Origin of the sequence: Buchnera aphidicola (Macrosiphum euphorbiae) (assembly GCF_005237295.1) — a bacterium.
Classification (GTDB): Bacteria; Pseudomonadota; Gammaproteobacteria; order Enterobacterales; family Enterobacteriaceae; genus Buchnera; species Buchnera aphidicola_AP.
Genome location: NZ_CP033006.1, coordinates 126,666 through 145,785, shown reverse-complemented (window position 1 = coordinate 145,785; position 19,120 = coordinate 126,666). Strand labels below are relative to the sequence as shown.

Sequence of the window (19,120 nt, the reverse complement as noted above, 5' to 3'; positions counted from 1 at the left end):
TATAATAAATTTTTCAATTATAATTTTTCTGTGATCTTAACCAACAAATTTCTTCTGCCCATATGTTAGGATTGACTGTTTCTAAAATCATTGGAATATTGTAGAAATCTTTATTTCTTATGATCCATCTAAAAGCTAATTTTCCTATTTCACCTAATCCTAAACTTTCATGACGGTCAACACGACTATTAAATTTTCTTTTAGAATCATTTAAATGTATTCCTCTTAAATATTTTAATCCTATTAAATTGTTAAATTGTGTAAATGTGTTTTCACAATCTTGTTCAGTACGCAAATCATATCCTGATGCAAACAAATGACATGTATCAATACAAACTCCAACTCTAGATTTATCATCAACATTTTTAATAATTTCAGATAAGTGTTCAAAACAATATCCTACATTAGTTCCTTGTCCTGCTGTATTTTCTATAACTGCGACTACATTTTTAGTTTTTTCTAAAGCTATATTAATAGAATCAGAAATTCTTAACAAACAAGAATTTTCAGTAATTTTATTTAAGTGACTACCGGGATGAAAGTTTAAAAATATTAAACCAAGTTGACTACAACGAATTATTTCATTAATAAAAGCATTTCTAGATTTTCTTAATAAATCATCAATAGGATGACCTAAATTAATTAAATAACTACTATGAGGTAAAATTTGTTGAGGTTTAAATGTATATTTAATGCACAAATCTTTAAAATAGTCTATTTTTTCTTGAATTAATGGAGGAGAAATCCATTGACGCTGATTTCTAGTAAAAAAAGAAAAAGCTGTTGCTTTAATTTGAACAGCACGTAAAACTGTTTTTTCTAAACCACCAGCAGAACTAATATGTGCACCAATATAGTTCATTTTTTTGTCTTTTTCCTATAAAAAATTTTTATTTTAATAATTTAAAATATATTGAAAAATAAAGTAATAAGAATATATTTTTAGTATAAAATTATTTTTTAAAATTATAAATATAAATTTTTATGTTTAAAATAATATAATACTGAGAAAACATATTTTAATCAATAAAAATAAATTGAATATATTTAATTGGTTATTTAATATTTTTGTAGATACAGAAACTTATTAAGATTTTCTTCAGATTTAAATAATCTTCTAAATAAGAATTAAAAAAATTAAATGTTTATAATGATTGCAATATCTTTAGTTTCTATATTTTTAGTTTCTAATAGAACTTACAATATAATTAATTTCTAATTTATTGGAAATTATTAAAATTAAAGTTTTTAAACATGAAAACTATATAATTCCACTTAATATAAATACATAAATATATTTTAAATTACAATCATTTCTTTGTCTTTTATAATATTATGTTACCTAAAAATATATTTTTAAAAATTTCTATACATTAATCCTAAAGAAAACTCATAAAATAAATTTTTTATACATAAACTAATTTGTATTTTAAAATATTACTTGTTAAATTTAAATTCAGTAGAATTAAAATTTATCATATATATTAAGCAATCAATAATTTTCTTTCTTTTTCATTTATATCATTGTATTCTTTTTAAATGAGATATTTTATTTTTTTTAATAATACATTATATTTTAAATTTAATTCTTTTTAAAATTTTATAATTATTTGTATATGGTAAATGTTGTGTATGATAAATATATTTTGAATTATATCAAATATATAAAATTCAAAAGAATTATTATAAAAACATACAATTTATCTTTATTATCCTTTCTGGATGTACAATGAAAAATAATCATAACAATTTTTATAGTTTAATTACAATTTTACAAAATTACTGGCTACAACAAGGATGTACTATTTTTCAACCATTAGATTTACCGATAGGAGCAGGAACATTTCATAATATCACTTTTTTAGGTACTATTGGACCAGAACCAATTAATGCTGCATATGTACAAGCTTGTCGTCGTCCTTCTGATGGAAGATATGGAGAAAATCCCAATCGTTTGCAACATTACTATCAATTTCAAGTAATTATCAAACCTTCTCTAGATAATGTTCAAAATCTTTATTTAAGATCATTAAATTTATTAAATATAGACGAAAAAATAAATGATATACGTTTTGTAGAAGATAATTGGGAAAACCCCACGTTAGGTGCTTGGGGCATTGGATGGGAAGTCTGGTTAAATGGAATGGAAATCACTCAATTTACTTATTTTCAACAAGTAGGTGGATTAGAATGTAATCCTGTAACTGTAGAAATAACATACGGTTTAGAAAGAATTGCTATGCATATGCAAAATAAATCAAATGTATACGATTTAGTTTGGAATACACATGATAATCAAAAAATAACTTATGGAGATATTTTTCAACAAAATGAAATAGAACAATCACAATACAATTTTCAACATTCTGATATTAATTTTTTATTTAATGCATTTGAAGAATATGAATCAGAAGCAAAAAAGTTAATGAAGTTAAAAAAACCATTATTATTAGTGTCATATGAAAAAATATTACAAGCAAATCATATATTTAATTTATTAGATGCAAGAAAAGCTATATCTTCAAATGAACGTCAAAATTATATTTTGCGTATTCGAAAATTAACTACTGAAGTAGCCATAAAATACTTGAATATGAGAAAAAAATTAGGTTTTCCATTATGTCAGAAAAAAAGAGAAAAAAATGATAAAAAAAACATTGTTAATTGAAATAGGAACCGAAGAATTACCTTCTAGATTATTATATAAAATATCTTCATATTTTCATGAAAATTTCGTGAAAAAATTGAATTTTTATAATATTTCATATAAAGATATTCGATGCTTTTCTACTCCAAGAAGACTAGCATTAAAAGTAATAGATATTGATACAACAGATAAGTTTATAGAAATAACAAAAAGGGGTCCATCGATAGTACATGCTTATGATCAAAATGGATCTTTAACACAAACGGCTATACGTTGGTTAAAACATTTCGAAATTAATATAAATGAAACTCATCGTTTAAAAAATGAGAAAGGTGAATGGTTGTTATATAAAACAAAAAAAAAGCAAGAAAAAATTGAACTATTGATCCCTAAAATTACTGAATCAGCTCTTAAAAATATCTTTATAAAAAAATATATGCGATGGGAAAAAAATAATCAAAAATTTTTTCGTCCTATTCGCAATATTGTAATTCTCTTAAACAATCAAACTATCACTGGAAATATATTTAATATTCCTTCTAGTAATCTTCTGCAAAATCACCTTTCTTCAAAAGAAAATAAAATAACAATCAAAGATGCAAAAGATTATCCAAAAATTCTTTTTCAAAAAAATAAAATTATTGCTGATTATACAATTCGAAAAGAAGAAATTATAAAAAATATCAAAGAAACTGCACAAAAAATTAATGGTTGTATAAAAAATAATGATTTTTTAATTGAGGAAGTAACTTCTTTAGTAGAATCACCTACAGTACTTTTAGCTGATTTTGAAAAAAAATTTCTCAACTTACCGAAACAAATACTAATACATACTATAGAAAAACAACAAAAATGTTTTCCAGTATATGATTTTAAAAAAAAACTTCTTCCAAATTTTATTTTAGTCTCTAATATTAATTCAAAAAAACCAGAAAAAATTATTATGGGTAATCAAAAAGTGATGCATGCACGACTTTCAGATGCTGAGTTTTTTTTTAAAAATGATAGAAAAGTAAAATTAGAAAACTATCTTTTATCTCTAAAAAAAGTTTTATTTCAAAATAATCTCGGATCATTATATGAAAAAACATTACGTCTTAAAACGCTTATAAAATGGATTGCTAAATATAATTCTAGTAATATACAAGATTCAATTAGAGCAGCACTTCTGTCTAAATGTGATCTTGTCACTCATATAGTATGCGAATTTCCAGAATTACAAGGTACGATAGGCATGTACTATGCTTTAGAAGATCAAGAAAAAAAAGATGTTGCCATTGCTCTTAAAGAGCAATATCTACCAGTTTTTTCAGGTGATAAACTCCCATGTACTTCTATAGGTTGCGCATTATCAATTGCTGATAAAATGGATACTTTATCAGGAATGTTTTATGTTGGAAACATCCCTAGTGCAGACAAAGATCCATTTGCATTACGACGTTTAGCTATAGGAATAATACGTATTATTATAGTAAAAAACATAACATTAAATCTGAAAGATTTAATTAATAAAAGTCTTTGTTTACATCATGAAAAAAATTTTAAAAATGTAATTTTATCTGATAAAATTTTTAAATTTTTTATAAAAAGACTATTTCATTGGTATGAGGAAACTGGATATAGTATAAAAATCATTAAATCAGTATTATCATATAAATCAACAAATCTAATAGATATTCATCAAAGAATACAAGCTATATCTTATTTTATAAAAATAGAAAATTCGGAACTAATAATATTATCTATTAAAAGAATATCTAATATTTTAGAAAAAGAAAATAACAAAATTACTGGATGTATTAACACAAAACTAATAAAAGAAGCAGAAGAAATTATATTATTTAATCAAATAGAAAAATTTAAAATTAACACAAAAAATTTATTTTTAGAAAAAAAATATCAAGATATTTTAATAAAAATTAAAGATTTCGAACAACCTATATCTAATTTTTTTAAAAAAGTTAAAGTATATGATACCAATGCTAAAATACGTTTAAATCGACTACTTCTATTAGATGAAATAAAAAAAATTTTTTTTACAATAACAGATTTTTCTTATTTATATTAAATTTATTTTTAAAAATTGAGTATTAAATATAAATAATCTATTTTCTTTAAAATTATAAAGATTTTAAAGTGCCTTTAGGCAATAATGATGCTATAAAGTCTTGCTTTATAAATACTTCACTTGTATCATTCAGTTGAAGTAAAATATATCCATTTTTTGTGATTTTTTTTATTCGTCCTAATAAACCACTAGTTGTTATAATTTCATCTCCCTGAACAAGAGAATTCATAAGATTTTTATGTTCTTTATCTTTCTTTTGTTGAGGACGAAAAAGCATAAAGTAAAAAACTAGCAAAAATATTATAACCATAAATATTAAAGAATAGGAATTACTACTTTCTAACGTTCCGTTTGTCACAGCATTAGCATTCTGAATAAAAAAACTCATTTATTTTTCCTTAAAATTATTTTTCTACAAAACGATTTTATTTTTTTGCTCATAAAAATTCAATACAAATTGATGAAATTTATTATTTTTTATTGCATTTCTTATATTAAACATTAATGTCTGATAATAATGCAAATTATGTATTGTATTTAAACGAGCTCCTAATATTTCATTGCAAGAATCTAAATGATGTAAATAAGAACGAGTATAATATTGACAAGTATAACAAGTGCAAGTATTATCTAAACACGATAAGTCTTTTTTATATTTTTTATTTCTAATTTTAATGATACCATTTGTAACAAATAAATATCCATTTCTTGCATTTCGAGTGGGTATAACACAATCAAACATATCTACACCCCGATTTATCCCTTCTATTAAATCTTCAGGTTTACCTACTCCCATTAAATATCGAGGTTTGTTTTTTGGCATTTGAGGACAAATATGATCTAATAATTGATACATTTCTTTTTTTGTTTCTCCAACAGCTAAACCACCTAATGCATACCCGTCAAAACCGATTTTTATTAATTCTTTTAGCGATATATCACGCAAAGATGGATATATTCCTCCATGAATAATGCCAAATAATAAATTTCTATTTTTATAAAAATCAAAATGTAAACGACTTTTTTTTGCCCAGTGTAATGATCTCTCCATTGCATTTTTTGTTTTTTGCCAGTCTTGAGTGTATTCAATACATTCATCAAAAATCATAACAATATTTGAACCTAAATCCAATTGAATTTTCATAGAGATTTCTGGGGTTAAAAACATTTTCTTCCCATTAATATGATTTTGAAAAATAACTCCTTCTTCATTGACCTTGCAGAATCGTGAAAGACTAAAAACTTGAAATCCTCCAGAATCGGTAAGAATAGGTCCTGACCAATTCATAAAATTATGCAAGGTGCCATGTAATTTTATTATTTCATGTCCAGGTCTACAATATAAATGAAAAGCGTTAGCTAGAATAATTTTACTTCCTGTATTTTTAATCTCTTCTGTACTAATACTTCTTACAGAACCATAAGTACCTACTGGCATAAAAATAGGTGTTTCTATTAATTCGTTATGAAAATTAAATACACCATATCTAGCATTTCCATCTTGATGAACAACTTGAAAATTCATTTCATCTCCAAAATTCTTATAATATTTTTAAAAGAATTCTTGTTTAAAATATATTACATAATAAATCTTTTGTATAAAGCTAATTTATTATGAATTCTATATATCACGTGGCTATAAATAAAAAATATATTTATAGTTGCTTTATGATAAATATTTATTATATTTTTATATCTTAAGAATAAGAAACTGACATAATTAATATTAATTTAAAAAAATTAAAATTAATAATCGATATATCAATAATTTTTTTTATAAATAAGACATATAAAAATATTAACATTACTAAAATAAAATTTTTATTTTATTCGGGAAAATAAATGACATTTTTTAAAACACAAAATATACTAATTTCTATCGGAATAATAGGATTACCTTTTTTCATGAAACTTAATATTTTTAATTATCGAAGAAAAAACTTCAACTAACACATAATAAATAATATTTTTTTTGATTTTAATGATTCTAATAAGTTAAAATATACTAGAACCTATATAGAAAAATTATATAATTTATGACTAAATCGTTCTTGTGTAATTTATCTAAAAAAAGTTAAATCAAAATATAATCTAGTATTAAATATAGCAATAGAATATATTTTTTTATATAATTTAATACAGGTCAATATCTGATATATTCCTAAATCTTTTACTATAAGATAGTCAAGAGATTTCTCTAATATCATTAATAATTTCAATAAATAAATAAAAAATTACTATAAAACAGAATTTAAAGAAAATTTTTATAATCAACAATGAAAGTTTTAATTTTATTTTTATTTCTAAAAAATGTTATTTTCTATACTAATATTATTAAAATTTTAAGTTTTTTCTGCTATGTTTAGAACATCTAATATTTTAAAAAAAAATCAATTTTACTTCTATTTTCTTTATATCCAAAAAAAATGAATAGTAATTACTTCGATATTTTTTAAAATAATTAAATTTCAAGATCAATTTTATTGACAATGTTGAAGAAACATTTATGGGTTAGTATCTTAGTATGTCTACAAGCAATTATTAAACGATATATACTACGAATAAAATAAGGATAAAAAGATACAATTGATTTTATTAAATTAAAAAATTCAGAAAGTTACATGCTTCACTTCTTTTTAAAAGAAAGCATATTTTTAAAAATATGTTAAAAATCATTATTTTTTTATTAAATAATCATCAATTTTACCTTTTAGCTTTTGACCAGCTTTAAAAGTAACTACTCGTCTAGCTGTGATAAGAAAAATTTCTCCTGTTTTAGGATTTCTACCAGGACGAGCTTTTTTATTCTTTATTTGAAAATTTCCAAATCCAGACAATTTAACATCTTCTCCTTTTTCTAAAGATTTTTTAACTTCTTCAAAAAAAAATTCTACAAATCTCTTTGAGTCTTTTTTAGTCAATTGTAATTTCTCAAATAAATTTTCTGAAATTTCGGCTTTTGTAAGTACCATAAGTTTATTTCCTTAAGATAGCTTGAAATTTTTTATTTAATACTCCTATACAATCGTTCATCATTAAATTGATTTCACTATCTTTCAAAGTTCTTTCTTGATTCTGAAAAATAAAACTAATCCCTAAACTTTTTTTCTTATTATAAAATTCTTTACAAGAATATATATCGAATAAATTAATTTCTACTTTTTGATTAATAAAAAAATTTTTACATTTTTTAATAACAGTATAAACAGCAATATCTTCTGATATCAATATTGCAATATCGCGTCGAATAGTAGGAAATTTTGAAATCTCTTGAATTTTTAATGGTTTAATATCTGGAAAATTATTGAATGATATTTCAAATAAAAATGTAGAACTGTTAACGTTTAATTCTTTTTCTAATCTGGGATGGATAGCTCCAATATTACCAATAAAATAATTTTTAAAATATATAGATGCACTTTGTTCTGGATGTAGTCCAGATATTATTTCTCGTCGAAATTCTATATGATCTAATTTACAAAATGATTCTAATATAGATTCTAAATCACCTTTTAAATCATAAAAATCCATTTTCCTGGTTTTATCATACCAATTTTCTTTAATGTAATTTCCACTAATTACTGCTGCTAAAAAAACTTCTTGTTTAACACTAAGATTTTCAGTTTTATCTATTGAAAAACAAAGTCCACTTTCAAAAATACGAATACTATTTTTCTGACGATTTTTATTATAAGAAATATTTTTAAGCAAACCAGGCCATAGCGATACACGCATACATGACATATCCTGAGAAATAGGATTAGATAATAATAAATTTTTTTTATTCGGGAAAATTAAATTTTGTATTTTAGGATCAATAAAACCATAGTTTATAACTTCATAATAACCTTGATTAATTAATATAATAGCAGACTTTTTAAATAAAGAATCTGTTAATTCATTTTTTTTGTTGCAGTTTAAAAATTCTTTCAATGGAGTTGAACAAATTTTGTTATATCCATATATTCGAAGTATGTCACTAATTACATCTTCCTCAATTAATATATCAAATCGCCAGCTAGGAGGAATGACATCCCAAAATTTTTCTTGAAAATTTAACTGGTAATCAAGACTATGTAAAATCTTTGAAACAACAATTACATCAAAAGAAACACCTGTTATTTTATTTAATTTTTCATAATTTAACCTGATTTTATTATTATATACAATTGAATTAGTTTTTTTAGAACTAATAGGACCAGGAATACCCCCACATATTTTTATAATTAAATCAGTTGCATATTCAATAGCATAGTTTTGAAGAAATGGATCAATACCATAATTATAATATTCTAACACTTTATTAGATTTCATTTTTTTTATAATATAAGAAATAGATTTTCTATTAATTAAAGATGAAGTTAATAATATATTTTTAGTGTTTTTATTTATGTTAACAACATAAGAATTAATATTGCCAGGAACAGACAATATTTTCTCTTTATCAGAAACAACTAATATATTTTTATTTAAACGTACCTCTATATTTTTTTCCAAAAATATATTTTCTTTATCTTTTGCCATACGAATTATAATAGGATTATTTATATTATCTAAATTTAACACATTTAATGGTTGTCCTATTTCAATTAATACATAATTCATAATATTTGTTATAATATTTTCTGACAAAAGATCAGAAAAAAATAATTTTTTTTTCATCCAAAAAGGAATATCAACATTTACATCAATATTTTGTACAATTCTTCCTACAAAATTAATACATTCTTTTTTAGCTTGAATATCAATATCAATTTTTTTGTCAATAATAACAGGGACTGATTTATATATTAAAGGTGATATTTTTGAATTGTTTATAGCAGCTATATTGCGAGATAAGCCTAAAATACTGAGACCATCTGGACGATTTGATGTTGTAGCAACTTTAATAATATTATCGTTTAATGATAAATAATCATTAACATTAATTCCTACTGGTGTTTTTTTAGAAAATTCAATAATCTTATTATCATTAAAAAAAAGACCTAATTCAAAAAAAGAACATAGCATTCCTTCAGATAATTCTCCTTTTAAAACTCTTTTGTTAATTATAATATTGTTAGGCAAAATAGAACCCACAGTAGCTACTGCAACTTTCATGCCATTACAACAATTAGATGCTCCACATACAATGTTTAACAATTCTTTTTTGCCTATATCTACTTTTAGTATTTTGAGATTATGAGATTGAGAATGTAAAATACATTGAACTATCTTACCAACTACAATACCATAAAATGTAGATTTAAATTTTTTGACATGTTCTACTTCAATACCAGAACTAGAAATTTGTTCATGTAAAATCTTGCTATTAACTTTTGGATCTATCCATTCACGTAACCATTTTTCACTAAATTTCATTTTATCTCACTAATTATATTTAAATTGATTTAAAAATCTTATATCATTTTCAAAAAAAGATCGAATATCAGATATTCCATAGCGTAACATAGTTATTCTTTCAACACCTATTCCGAAAGCACAAGCAGAATATATCTTTGAATCAATATTAACATTTTTTAAAACATTAGGGTGTACCATGCCACATCCTAATATTTCTAAAGGTTTTCCATGACAATTAATAATATCTACTTCTGCGGAAAGAACAGTAAAAGGGAAATATGATGGACGAAATTTAATAGAAACTTTGTCTCCAAAAAAATTATATAAAAATTTATATATAATCCATTTTAAATGAGAAAAATTAATATTTTTATCAACTATCAAACCTTCAATCTGATGAAACATAGGTGTATGTGTAACATCGTAATCATTACGGTATACTTTTCCAGGAAAAATAAATCTAATTGGAGGTGTTTCTTTTTTCATAATACGAATTTGCATATTTGAAGTTTGAGTTCTTAATAATCTCGTATTATCAAACCAAAAAGTATCGTGACTATCTCGAGCTGGATGGTCTTGAGGAATATTTAAAGCATCAAAATTATGATGTTCATCTTCTATTTCAGGACCATTTATTGATTGAAAACCTAATGTTAAAAAAAAGTTTTTTATATAATTAATAGTTTGTGTTATAGGATGCAAACAACCACGTTCAGTACGACGTCCAGGTAACGATACGTCAATAGTTTCTTTTCTAATACGTTTTTCTAGAATAAGTGTGATTAATTTTTGTTTTTTTTGATTGATTTTACTAATAATTTCTTGCTTTTTTTCATTTATAAAAATACTATATTTCTTCTTTTCTTCAAAAGGCAAGTTTTTTAAATGTTTCATATAAGAAATAAAAACACCTTTTTTACCTAAATATTTAATGCGAATTTCATCTAATTCTTCTATTTTTTTTGAATTTTTTATATCTATTTTGACAGTTTCAAATAATTTATTTAAATTTAGCATATTGTGTATTTTTTTATTTTATTAATATTTAAGTATATATTTAACATACGAAAAAGCTCCCATAAAGGAAGCTTATTTTTATTTAGACTAATAAGTCTAAATTTGAAATACAAAAAAATCTATTGAATATTATCAATCATTAAAAATAGAGGGGAGATTAATTTCCCCCTCTTACAGATTAAAAATTAATATTTACAATAAAGCTTCTTTTGCTTTTTTTACTAATGCATTAAATGAAAAAATATCAAATACAGCGATATCAGATAACATTTTTCGATCAATGTTAATTGAAGCTCTTTTTAAACCAAACATGAAATTACTATAAGACATTTTACTTTGACGAACAGCAGCATTAATACGCGAAATCCATAATTGACGAAATTGTCGTTTTCGTTGTCGTCTGTCACGATAAGCATATTGACCAGCTTTAATCACTGCTTGACAAGCAACTCTATAAATGCGTGAACGAGCTCCATAATAACCTTTTGCTTGTTTTAAGATTTTTTTGTGACGAGCGTGAGCAATTACCCCACGTTTTACACGAGCCATTTATGCTCTCCTATTCGTAAAATCTTAATAAAATAAGTTAATTTACGCATATGGTAAAAAAGATTTAACCTTATCTATATCTCCTTTAGATACTAGAATCTTAGGACGAAGATGACGTTTTTTATTTGTTGTTTTTTTCGTTAAAATATGACGTAAATTTGCTTGTTTACGTTTAAATTTACCAGATGCAGTTTTTTTAAAACGTTTAGCTGCACTTTTTAAAGTTTTAATTTTTGGCATAAACTATTTCATTTAAATTATGAAAAAAAATATAAAAAATTATTTAAATAATATGTATATTAATTCTAAAAAATCTAATTAAAAGCGATTATTTTTTCTTTGGCGCTAAAATCATTATCATTTGTCGACCTTCAATTTTAGATGGAAAAGATTCTACAATTGCTAATTCAATTAAATCATTTTTAACTCTATTTAGCACATCAACACCAATTTTTTGATGTGCCATTTCTCGTCCTCTAAATCGCAAAGTAATTTTAGCTTTATCACCATCTTCTAAAAAACGTACTAAATTACGTAATTTAACTTGATAATCACCTTCATCAGTTCCTGGACGAAATTTTATTTCTTTTATCTGGATTACTTTTTGTTTTTTTTTCTGTTCCTTGGAAGATTTACTTTTTTCATAAAGAAACTTTCCATAATCCATGATACGACAAACTGGAGGTTCAGCATTCGGACTAATTTCAACTAAGTCTAATCCTAACTCCTCAGATTTTTCTAAAGCTTCACGTAAATTAACTATACCAATTTGATCACCTTCAACGCCTGTCAGACGAACTTTAATAGCACGTATCTCACTATTAATTCGATTAGGACGTGTTAATTGAATTCTTTTTCCACCTTTAATACTTTATTCCTCCATTTGATAAAAGTTGCGATCAATAATTTCTTTTTGCAACTTTTTAATAAAAAGATCAACATCAATCATTCCAAAATCATGACCATTTCGATTTCGAACAGATATTTTTTTAGAACTAATTTCTTTTTCACCGCAAATTAAGATATAAGGGATTCGACGAAGCGTATGTTCTCGAATTTTAAAACCTATTTTTTCATTTCTTAAATCAGATTCTATACGAATATTAAATCCAGAGAATTTTTTAAACAATTTTTTTACATAATCTGAACTAATATCGGTGATACTAATTATCACTACTTGTATTGGAGATAACCATGTTGGTAAATTACCTGCACATTCTTCAATTAATATGCCAATAAATCGTTCTATTGAGCCTAATATAGCCCGATGAATAATTACAGGAACTTTACGTTCATTTTTTTCATTAATGTAGAACGAACTTAAACGTAATGGCAAATAAAAATCAAGTTGAATCGTTCCGCATTGCCAATTTCGGTTTAAAGAATCTTGTAAAATAAATTCAATTTTAGGTCCGTAAAAAGCGCCTTCTCCTAATTGATATTCAAATGATAAATGATTTTCTATCAACATATCAGATAAATCTTTTTCCGATTCATTCCATAGAGAATCGGTCCCAATACGCTTTTCTGGACGTGTAGATAATTTAACTAATATTTTTTTAAAATTAAATGTACTATACAAATCATATATCATTTTAATACAATTGTTAATTTCAGAACGCACTTGTTCTCGAGTACAAAATATATGAGCATCATCTTGAGTAAAATTACGTACCCGCATTAACCCATGTAAAGATCCTGAAGGTTCGTTACGATGACAACTTCCAAATTCTGCCATACGGATAGGTAAGTCGCGATACGATTTTAATCTACTATTAAAAATTTGTACATGTCCAGGACAATTCATTGGTTTAACACAATATTCTCGATTTTCTGATATTGTAGTAAAAATAGAATTTTTATAATTATCCCAATGTCCACTTTTCTTCCAAATTAACTTATCTATTAATAATGGTGTTTTAACTTCTTTATATTTATATTCTTTTAATTTCAATCGAACAAAATTTTCTAGTTCATTAAAAATAATCCAGCCTTTATTATGCCAGAAAATCATACCTGGAGATTCTTCCTGCATATGATACAATTGCAGAAATTTCCCGATTTTTCTATGATCTCTTTTATCTAATTCATTTAAATAGTGAATATGTTTATCTAGTTCTTTCTGATTAGTCCAAGCAGTACCATAAATACGCTGTAACATTTTATTTTTTTTATTTCTCTCCCAGTAAACACCTCCGATTTTCTGTAATTTAAAATATTTACAACATTTTATATTAAAAACTTGCATTCCTATATCAATATCTACATAATTTTCATGATAATAAAGAGAAACTTTCTTCTCAAAATTGCTGTTTTTATCAATTAAAGAGATTTTATATTTCTCAAAAAACTTTTGAAATAGTTTTTTTGCTTCAGTATAAGAAACTAATTTATTTAAAATATCATATTCTTTTTTTACAAGAGTTTTCATATTATTTTCTAATAAGATAAGCTCTTTTTCTGAAATTTTTCTTTCAACCTCAACATCACAATAAAAACCATTGTCTATAATATTACTTGAAGCAATATGTGAAAGTGGCCATGTATTTTTTACAGCATAGCTTAAAAGCTGTGCGCAAGAATACCGAACGATATTTAATGCTTTATGATCTTTTTCATTAATAAATTCTATAAAAGAATCTTCTTTTATTAAAGTATTCAAATTTGCAAAATGATTATTAACAGAAATTGCAATAAGAGATTTCATAATACTAGGTTTTTTGTTTTTAATAATCTCTATCAATGAAACAGAATGCTCGTACACCTGCTGACTTCCATCAAAAAATCTTATTACAGGCATTCTTAAGTCCTTAATTAAAAAATATTAATTGTTTTCTATCTGAAAAATCAATTGCTTATTAAGTGTTTACAGGATATATGTTCTTATGTAAAAAAAATTTTGCATATATAGTATAAAAATAAACTTTATATAAAATATCTCAAAATTGAAAAAACGATGCTAGTCAAATTTTTTTGACTAGCATATGAATTAAAAACGTGCATCTACAGCATCTGCTAATTGTTTAATAATTAAAGTGCTATCTTTCCAATTTAAACACGCATCAGTAATCGATTTACCATATATTAATGGCTGATTATTAATTACTGGTTGAAAACCTTCTTCTAAAAAGCTTTCAATCATAACACCAAAAATAGCTTTAGAACCATGAGAAATTTGATATGAAACAGAGTCAGAAACATTTTTTTGACGGATATGTTGTTTTAAACAATTACCATGACTAAAATCAATCATTAAATGTTCTAATAAATTAAATTCGCGTAAATGTTTTACTGCTAAATTAATATCATCAGAATGATAATTAGGAGAACGACCACCTCGCATAATTATATGCCCATATGGATTACCACTAGTATGATTAATTGTCATTTGTCCATCTTTATTAGGTGCTAAAAATAAATGTCGCACACTTGCTGCACGAATAGCATCAATTGCAATTCGTATGTTACCATCAGTACCATTTTTAAAACCTACTGGACAAGAAAGAGCAGAAGCCATTTCTCTATGAATTTGACTTTCAGTTGTTCTTGCACCAATAGCGCCCCAACTAATTAAATCTGCAATAAATTGGCCTATGACCATATCAAGAAATTCTGTTGCTGCAGGCATTCCTAATGCATTTATATCTAGTAATAATTTACGAGCTACAGCTAATCCATGATTAACTCGAAAAGTTCCATTTAAATCTGGATCCGAGATAAGTCCTTTCCATCCAACAACTGTTCTTGGCTTCTCAAAATATGTGCGCATTATAATTTCAAGACGATCTTTATATTTTAATCGTAATTCATATAATCGATGTGCATATTCTACTGCAGCGATAGGATCGTGAACTGAACATGGACCTATCACAACAAGTAGTCGCAAATCTTGTCCGGTCATAATACGAGCAATATTTTGTCTTGTTGCAATAACAGTATCCATGATATCTGAAGTAATAGCATATTTTTTAGCTAATTCAGCTGGAGTTATTAATGGATCAATTCGTATCGTACGTAATTCATCTGTTTTTTTCATTTTGTTCTCTAAATGAGTTTTTTTATTCTGGAAAGAATATGAATATTTCATAAAAATCACGAAAAACTAACCAGTCATAATCTCATTTCTAATAGTTTTTTTAAATACTTAATAAAAAATTTCATAATATTAGGGAGAAGATTGTTTAATAGTATACTTTAAATAATATAACAGAAATTTCAAATAGAAAAAAATGAAGATTAAATCTTAAAAACAATTATAGTTATATAATATAATCAATTTTCTACTTATTGATTACGAAAATATAACTAAATTATCTTTTATATATTATCATAATTTAGATTATATTTAATTAAAAGCATTTATTTTATCTATTATCTTAACATTAATTTAAATTTTATTTTAACGATGTCTGTTCTGCAAAAGATCCAATTGAAATTCCGTACATCCATGACATTATTAAACGATAAAATATTACTAGTACTACTGGACCAACAAACAAGCCAATCATGCCGAAAGTCAATAAACCACCAATTACTCCAGATAAAGTTAATAAAATAGGTAAATCAGCTCCTAAACGTATAAAAAATGGTCTAAGTATATGATCAAGTATAAATACAAGACAACTCCAAATTAACAATATTGCACCCCAAGTAGGATGATCACTCCAATAAAGCCATGTAATTGAAGGTATCAAAATAGGCAATGGTCCTAATTGTATTAAACAAGAAAAAAAAATTATTATCATTAATAAAGCCCAATAAGGAACACCAGAAACTAATAATCCCAAACCAGACAATAAAGCTTGAATCAAAGCTGTCACTGCAACACCTAATGCAACAGCTCTAACTGCTTGAGTAGCTAATAAAACAATAGCATTACCATTTTTTTTACTAAGTCGAAAAGCAAAATGATGAATAAAATTGCTAACTTTTTCACCATTCCAATATAATAAAGCACTAAAAAATAACATTAGTATTAAATGCACAATAAATAACCCACAATCTTTAACTTGTATTATAAAAAATTCAGTAGTTTTTCCCATATAAGGTCTGACTTCGCGAATTAATTCACCTCCATCGCTATCTAATAATTCTCGATAACTAATAAATATTTTTTTACCAATAAGAGGAATATCTTGCAGCCATATTAATTCTGGAAATTCTAGAGTATTTGAACTAAACCAATGAATAAGAGGTATACTTGTTGCAATTAAACTATTTACTAAGAAAAATACTGGAATAATAAATAAAAGAACCAAAATTACAATCATAATTATTACAGCAAGTGAACGTTTTCCGCCCAAACATTTCTGTATTTTTAACATAAGAGGCCAAGTGGCAATGACAATCATACTAGCCCAAGAAAATCCTAATATAAATGGATGGATTACCAAAAAACTTATTACACCCATAGCAATAATAAATATCAGTGATAAAATAGACTGCGATAAATCCATTTTCTCTTTTGGATTTTGCATATAATTGTTGTACCTCAACATTTTTATATTATAAATAATTTCTTGTAAAATTAATGTAGATTTATAAAAAAAAATTTATATTCCTAAAGAAAGATAAAATAATTATAACATTAAAATTTATAAAAATAATTAATAAAAAAGAATATTCTTTAAAATACAAATACTTATTTAAAATAGAAGTATATTCTAAATATATTTTTTTTTTCATAAATATATTTTTTAAAAAGAGGACATGATGAATAAAAATGAAGTTAGCACTTATTTGCCAAAAAAAAATACATGGAAAAATATTTCAATAACTGAAGATGCTATGAAACAAATTTTATTTCTCATTAATTTAAACTCTGATAATATAGGAATAAGATTAAGTATAAAAAAATCAGGATGTGCAGGATTTCGTTATACTATGAAATTAGTAAAATCTTCAGAATTAAAAAAAGAAAGAGATAAAAAAGAAATTAGTTTTTTTTATAAAAATATTCTTATATATATATCTTCTAAAGATATACCCTTTCTGGAAGGTATTAAAATAGATTTTGTAAAACATAATATAAATAAAATATTTAAGTTTTATAATTCTAATTTAGAAAAATTTTGTGGTTGTGGCGAAAGTTTTTCAATGAATTAAAAATAAATTACCAACATAATAAAGAATGTTGTTTTTTACCTCGAGATAACAAAGTAAACTTTCCAAACAATTTATCTTGGTTATTAAAAATATGATTTTTTCTTATTTTTTTAGTATTAATAGATATAGAATTAGAAATTATCATATTTTTAGCCTGAGTTCTAGATTCTGCTAATGAGGTTAATACTAACGCTTCTTGCAAATCTTTTATATTATCTATTTCAATAAATGGTATACCATCTTGTTTTAATTGTTGAAAATCAGCTTCTTCGATATTAGTAATATTTTTTGAAAATAGAAATTCTGTAATCCTTTCCACTGCTAATAATTTCTCTTTTCCATGTACTAATTGAGTAATATTTTTTGCTAAAAAAGACTTATCATTAATAATTTGATTATCAATATATTTTTTTTGTTCCCTTTTGTTGATTTCTGATGTTTTTATGAAAGTAAAAAGCTTTAAAAAATGATAAACATTAGAGTCTTCTATGTTCATCCAAAACTGATAAAATCTATAAGGACTAGTTTTATTTGCATCTAACCATATCGTCCCCGATTCTGTTTTACCAAATTTAACACCATTAGACTGGATAAGAAGAGGCACTGTTAAACCATATGCTGATTTTTTGGATCTACGATTTATTAAATGCATTCCTGAAGAAATATTACCCCACTGATCTGATCCTCCAATTTGGAGATCTACTCCATATTGTTTATTTAAAATAAAAAAATCATATGCTTGCAATAAATTATAAGAAAATTCTGTAAATGAAATTCCTTGATCTGGTCTTGTAATGCGTTGTTTAACTGCAGCTCGATTAATCATAGTGTTAATTGAAAAATATTTCCCCACATCTCTTAAAAAAGATAAGATATTAATCTTATTAAACCATGTATTATTGTTTAATAACAAAGCACTATTTTCTCCACAATTAAAATCTAAAAAACAAGAAATTTGCTTGCTAATTTTTTCTGTCCATATATTAATATTTTTATTGGTATTAAAAATGCGTTCTTTGTCTTTAAAACTAGGATCTCCAATTAGACTTGTAGCTCCTCCTATTAATATTATAGGTCTATGACCTGCCATTTGAAATCTTTTTAGAGTGATTAAAGGTAAAAGATGACCTATATGCAGACTTTCATCTGTAGGATCAAAGCCACAATAAAGAGAAATTGAGTGATTTTGAATAAGTTTACTTAAATTATCTTCATTTGTAATATAAGATATTAAACCTCTATTGTGTAATCTTTCAATTAAATTAAATTCATTCATTAAAACCTCTTTTTTAATATTAATCTTCTACAAATAAAAAAATATCTCACAGTTTAATTGATATCTTATATTTTTTAAAAATATCTTATTCTAATTTTCTTAGAACATCAATGAG

At 24.4% G+C, this 19,120-nt stretch carries 16 protein-coding genes; 3 read left to right on the top strand and 13 right to left on the bottom strand.

Annotated elements, in window-relative coordinates:
• Window positions 1–13 precede the first annotated feature (13 nt).
• Window positions 14–862, bottom strand: a complete 849-nt coding sequence (gene nfo / locus D9V71_RS00680) for a deoxyribonuclease IV (protein WP_158340473.1) — start codon at window positions 860–862, stop codon at window positions 14–16.
• An 867-nt stretch (window positions 863–1,729) separates the two neighbouring features.
• Between nfo and glyQ the strand changes: the two genes are divergently transcribed.
• Entirely contained in the window at window positions 1,730–2,668 is a 939-nt protein-coding gene (gene glyQ, locus D9V71_RS00675) for a glycine--tRNA ligase subunit alpha (RefSeq protein ID WP_158340472.1), read from the top strand.
• The gene (gene glyS / locus D9V71_RS00670) at window positions 2,643–4,715 is read left to right on the top strand and encodes a glycine--tRNA ligase subunit beta (RefSeq protein WP_158340471.1); all 2,073 of its coding nucleotides are present in this window, start codon (window positions 2,643–2,645) and stop codon (window positions 4,713–4,715) included. The genes glyQ and glyS overlap by 26 nt, the downstream gene beginning before the upstream one ends.
• A 52-nt stretch (window positions 4,716–4,767) precedes the next feature.
• Here glyS and yajC read toward each other — a convergent pair whose 3' ends face one another.
• From yajC to ydiK, 11 genes are all read right to left on the bottom strand, one after another.
• Window positions 4,768–5,103 (bottom strand): preprotein translocase subunit YajC, encoded by a 336-nt coding sequence (gene yajC, locus D9V71_RS00665; RefSeq protein WP_158340470.1) that lies wholly within the window; start codon window positions 5,101–5,103, stop codon window positions 4,768–4,770.
• Window positions 5,104–5,127: 24 nt separating this feature from the next.
• Complete coding sequence (gene tgt, locus D9V71_RS00660) at window positions 5,128–6,240, bottom strand: tRNA guanosine(34) transglycosylase Tgt (RefSeq protein ID WP_158340469.1); 1,113 nt, start codon at window positions 6,238–6,240, stop codon at window positions 5,128–5,130.
• 1,150 nt (window positions 6,241–7,390) lie between these two features.
• Entirely contained in the window at window positions 7,391–7,687 is a 297-nt protein-coding gene (locus D9V71_RS00655) for an integration host factor subunit alpha (protein WP_158340468.1), read from the bottom strand.
• A gap of 4 nt (window positions 7,688–7,691) precedes the next feature.
• Window positions 7,692–10,076 (bottom strand): phenylalanine--tRNA ligase subunit beta, encoded by a 2,385-nt coding sequence (gene pheT, locus D9V71_RS00650; protein ID WP_158340467.1) that lies wholly within the window; start codon window positions 10,074–10,076, stop codon window positions 7,692–7,694.
• A gap of 9 nt (window positions 10,077–10,085) precedes the next feature.
• A complete protein-coding gene (pheS, locus tag D9V71_RS00645) occupies window positions 10,086–11,075 on the bottom strand; it encodes a phenylalanine--tRNA ligase subunit alpha (RefSeq protein WP_158340466.1) in 990 nt (329 codons plus the stop codon).
• A gap of 192 nt (window positions 11,076–11,267) precedes the next feature.
• Complete coding sequence (gene rplT / locus D9V71_RS00640; RefSeq protein WP_158340465.1) at window positions 11,268–11,624, bottom strand: 50S ribosomal protein L20; 357 nt, start codon at window positions 11,622–11,624, stop codon at window positions 11,268–11,270.
• Between the two features lie 42 nt (window positions 11,625–11,666).
• On the bottom strand, window positions 11,667–11,864 hold the full coding sequence (rpmI, locus tag D9V71_RS00635) for a 50S ribosomal protein L35 (RefSeq protein WP_158340464.1): 198 nt from the start codon (window positions 11,862–11,864) through the stop codon (window positions 11,667–11,669).
• An 88-nt stretch (window positions 11,865–11,952) separates the two neighbouring features.
• Window positions 11,953–12,492: a translation initiation factor IF-3 gene (infC, locus tag D9V71_RS00630; RefSeq protein WP_158340463.1), complete on the bottom strand. Its 540-nt coding sequence runs from the start codon at window positions 12,490–12,492 to the stop codon at window positions 11,953–11,955.
• A gap of 3 nt (window positions 12,493–12,495) precedes the next feature.
• Window positions 12,496–14,424 (bottom strand): threonine--tRNA ligase, encoded by a 1,929-nt coding sequence (gene thrS, locus D9V71_RS00625; RefSeq protein ID WP_158340462.1) that lies wholly within the window; start codon window positions 14,422–14,424, stop codon window positions 12,496–12,498.
• Between the two features lie 189 nt (window positions 14,425–14,613).
• On the bottom strand, window positions 14,614–15,660 hold the full coding sequence (locus D9V71_RS00620; RefSeq protein ID WP_158340461.1) for a 3-deoxy-7-phosphoheptulonate synthase: 1,047 nt from the start codon (window positions 15,658–15,660) through the stop codon (window positions 14,614–14,616).
• Window positions 15,661–16,018: 358 nt separating this feature from the next.
• Entirely contained in the window at window positions 16,019–17,101 is a 1,083-nt protein-coding gene (ydiK, locus tag D9V71_RS00615) for an AI-2E family transporter YdiK (protein ID WP_158340460.1), read from the bottom strand.
• 235 nt (window positions 17,102–17,336) lie between these two features.
• On the opposite strand from ydiK, the gene D9V71_RS00610 reads away from it, so the two are divergent.
• Window positions 17,337–17,729 (top strand): iron-sulfur cluster assembly accessory protein, encoded by a 393-nt coding sequence (locus D9V71_RS00610; protein ID WP_158340459.1) that lies wholly within the window; start codon window positions 17,337–17,339, stop codon window positions 17,727–17,729.
• 7 nt (window positions 17,730–17,736) lie between these two features.
• Here D9V71_RS00610 and tyrS read toward each other — a convergent pair whose 3' ends face one another.
• Window positions 17,737–19,005: a tyrosine--tRNA ligase gene (gene tyrS / locus D9V71_RS00605; protein ID WP_158340458.1), complete on the bottom strand. Its 1,269-nt coding sequence runs from the start codon at window positions 19,003–19,005 to the stop codon at window positions 17,737–17,739.
• Window positions 19,006–19,120 lie beyond the last annotated feature (115 nt).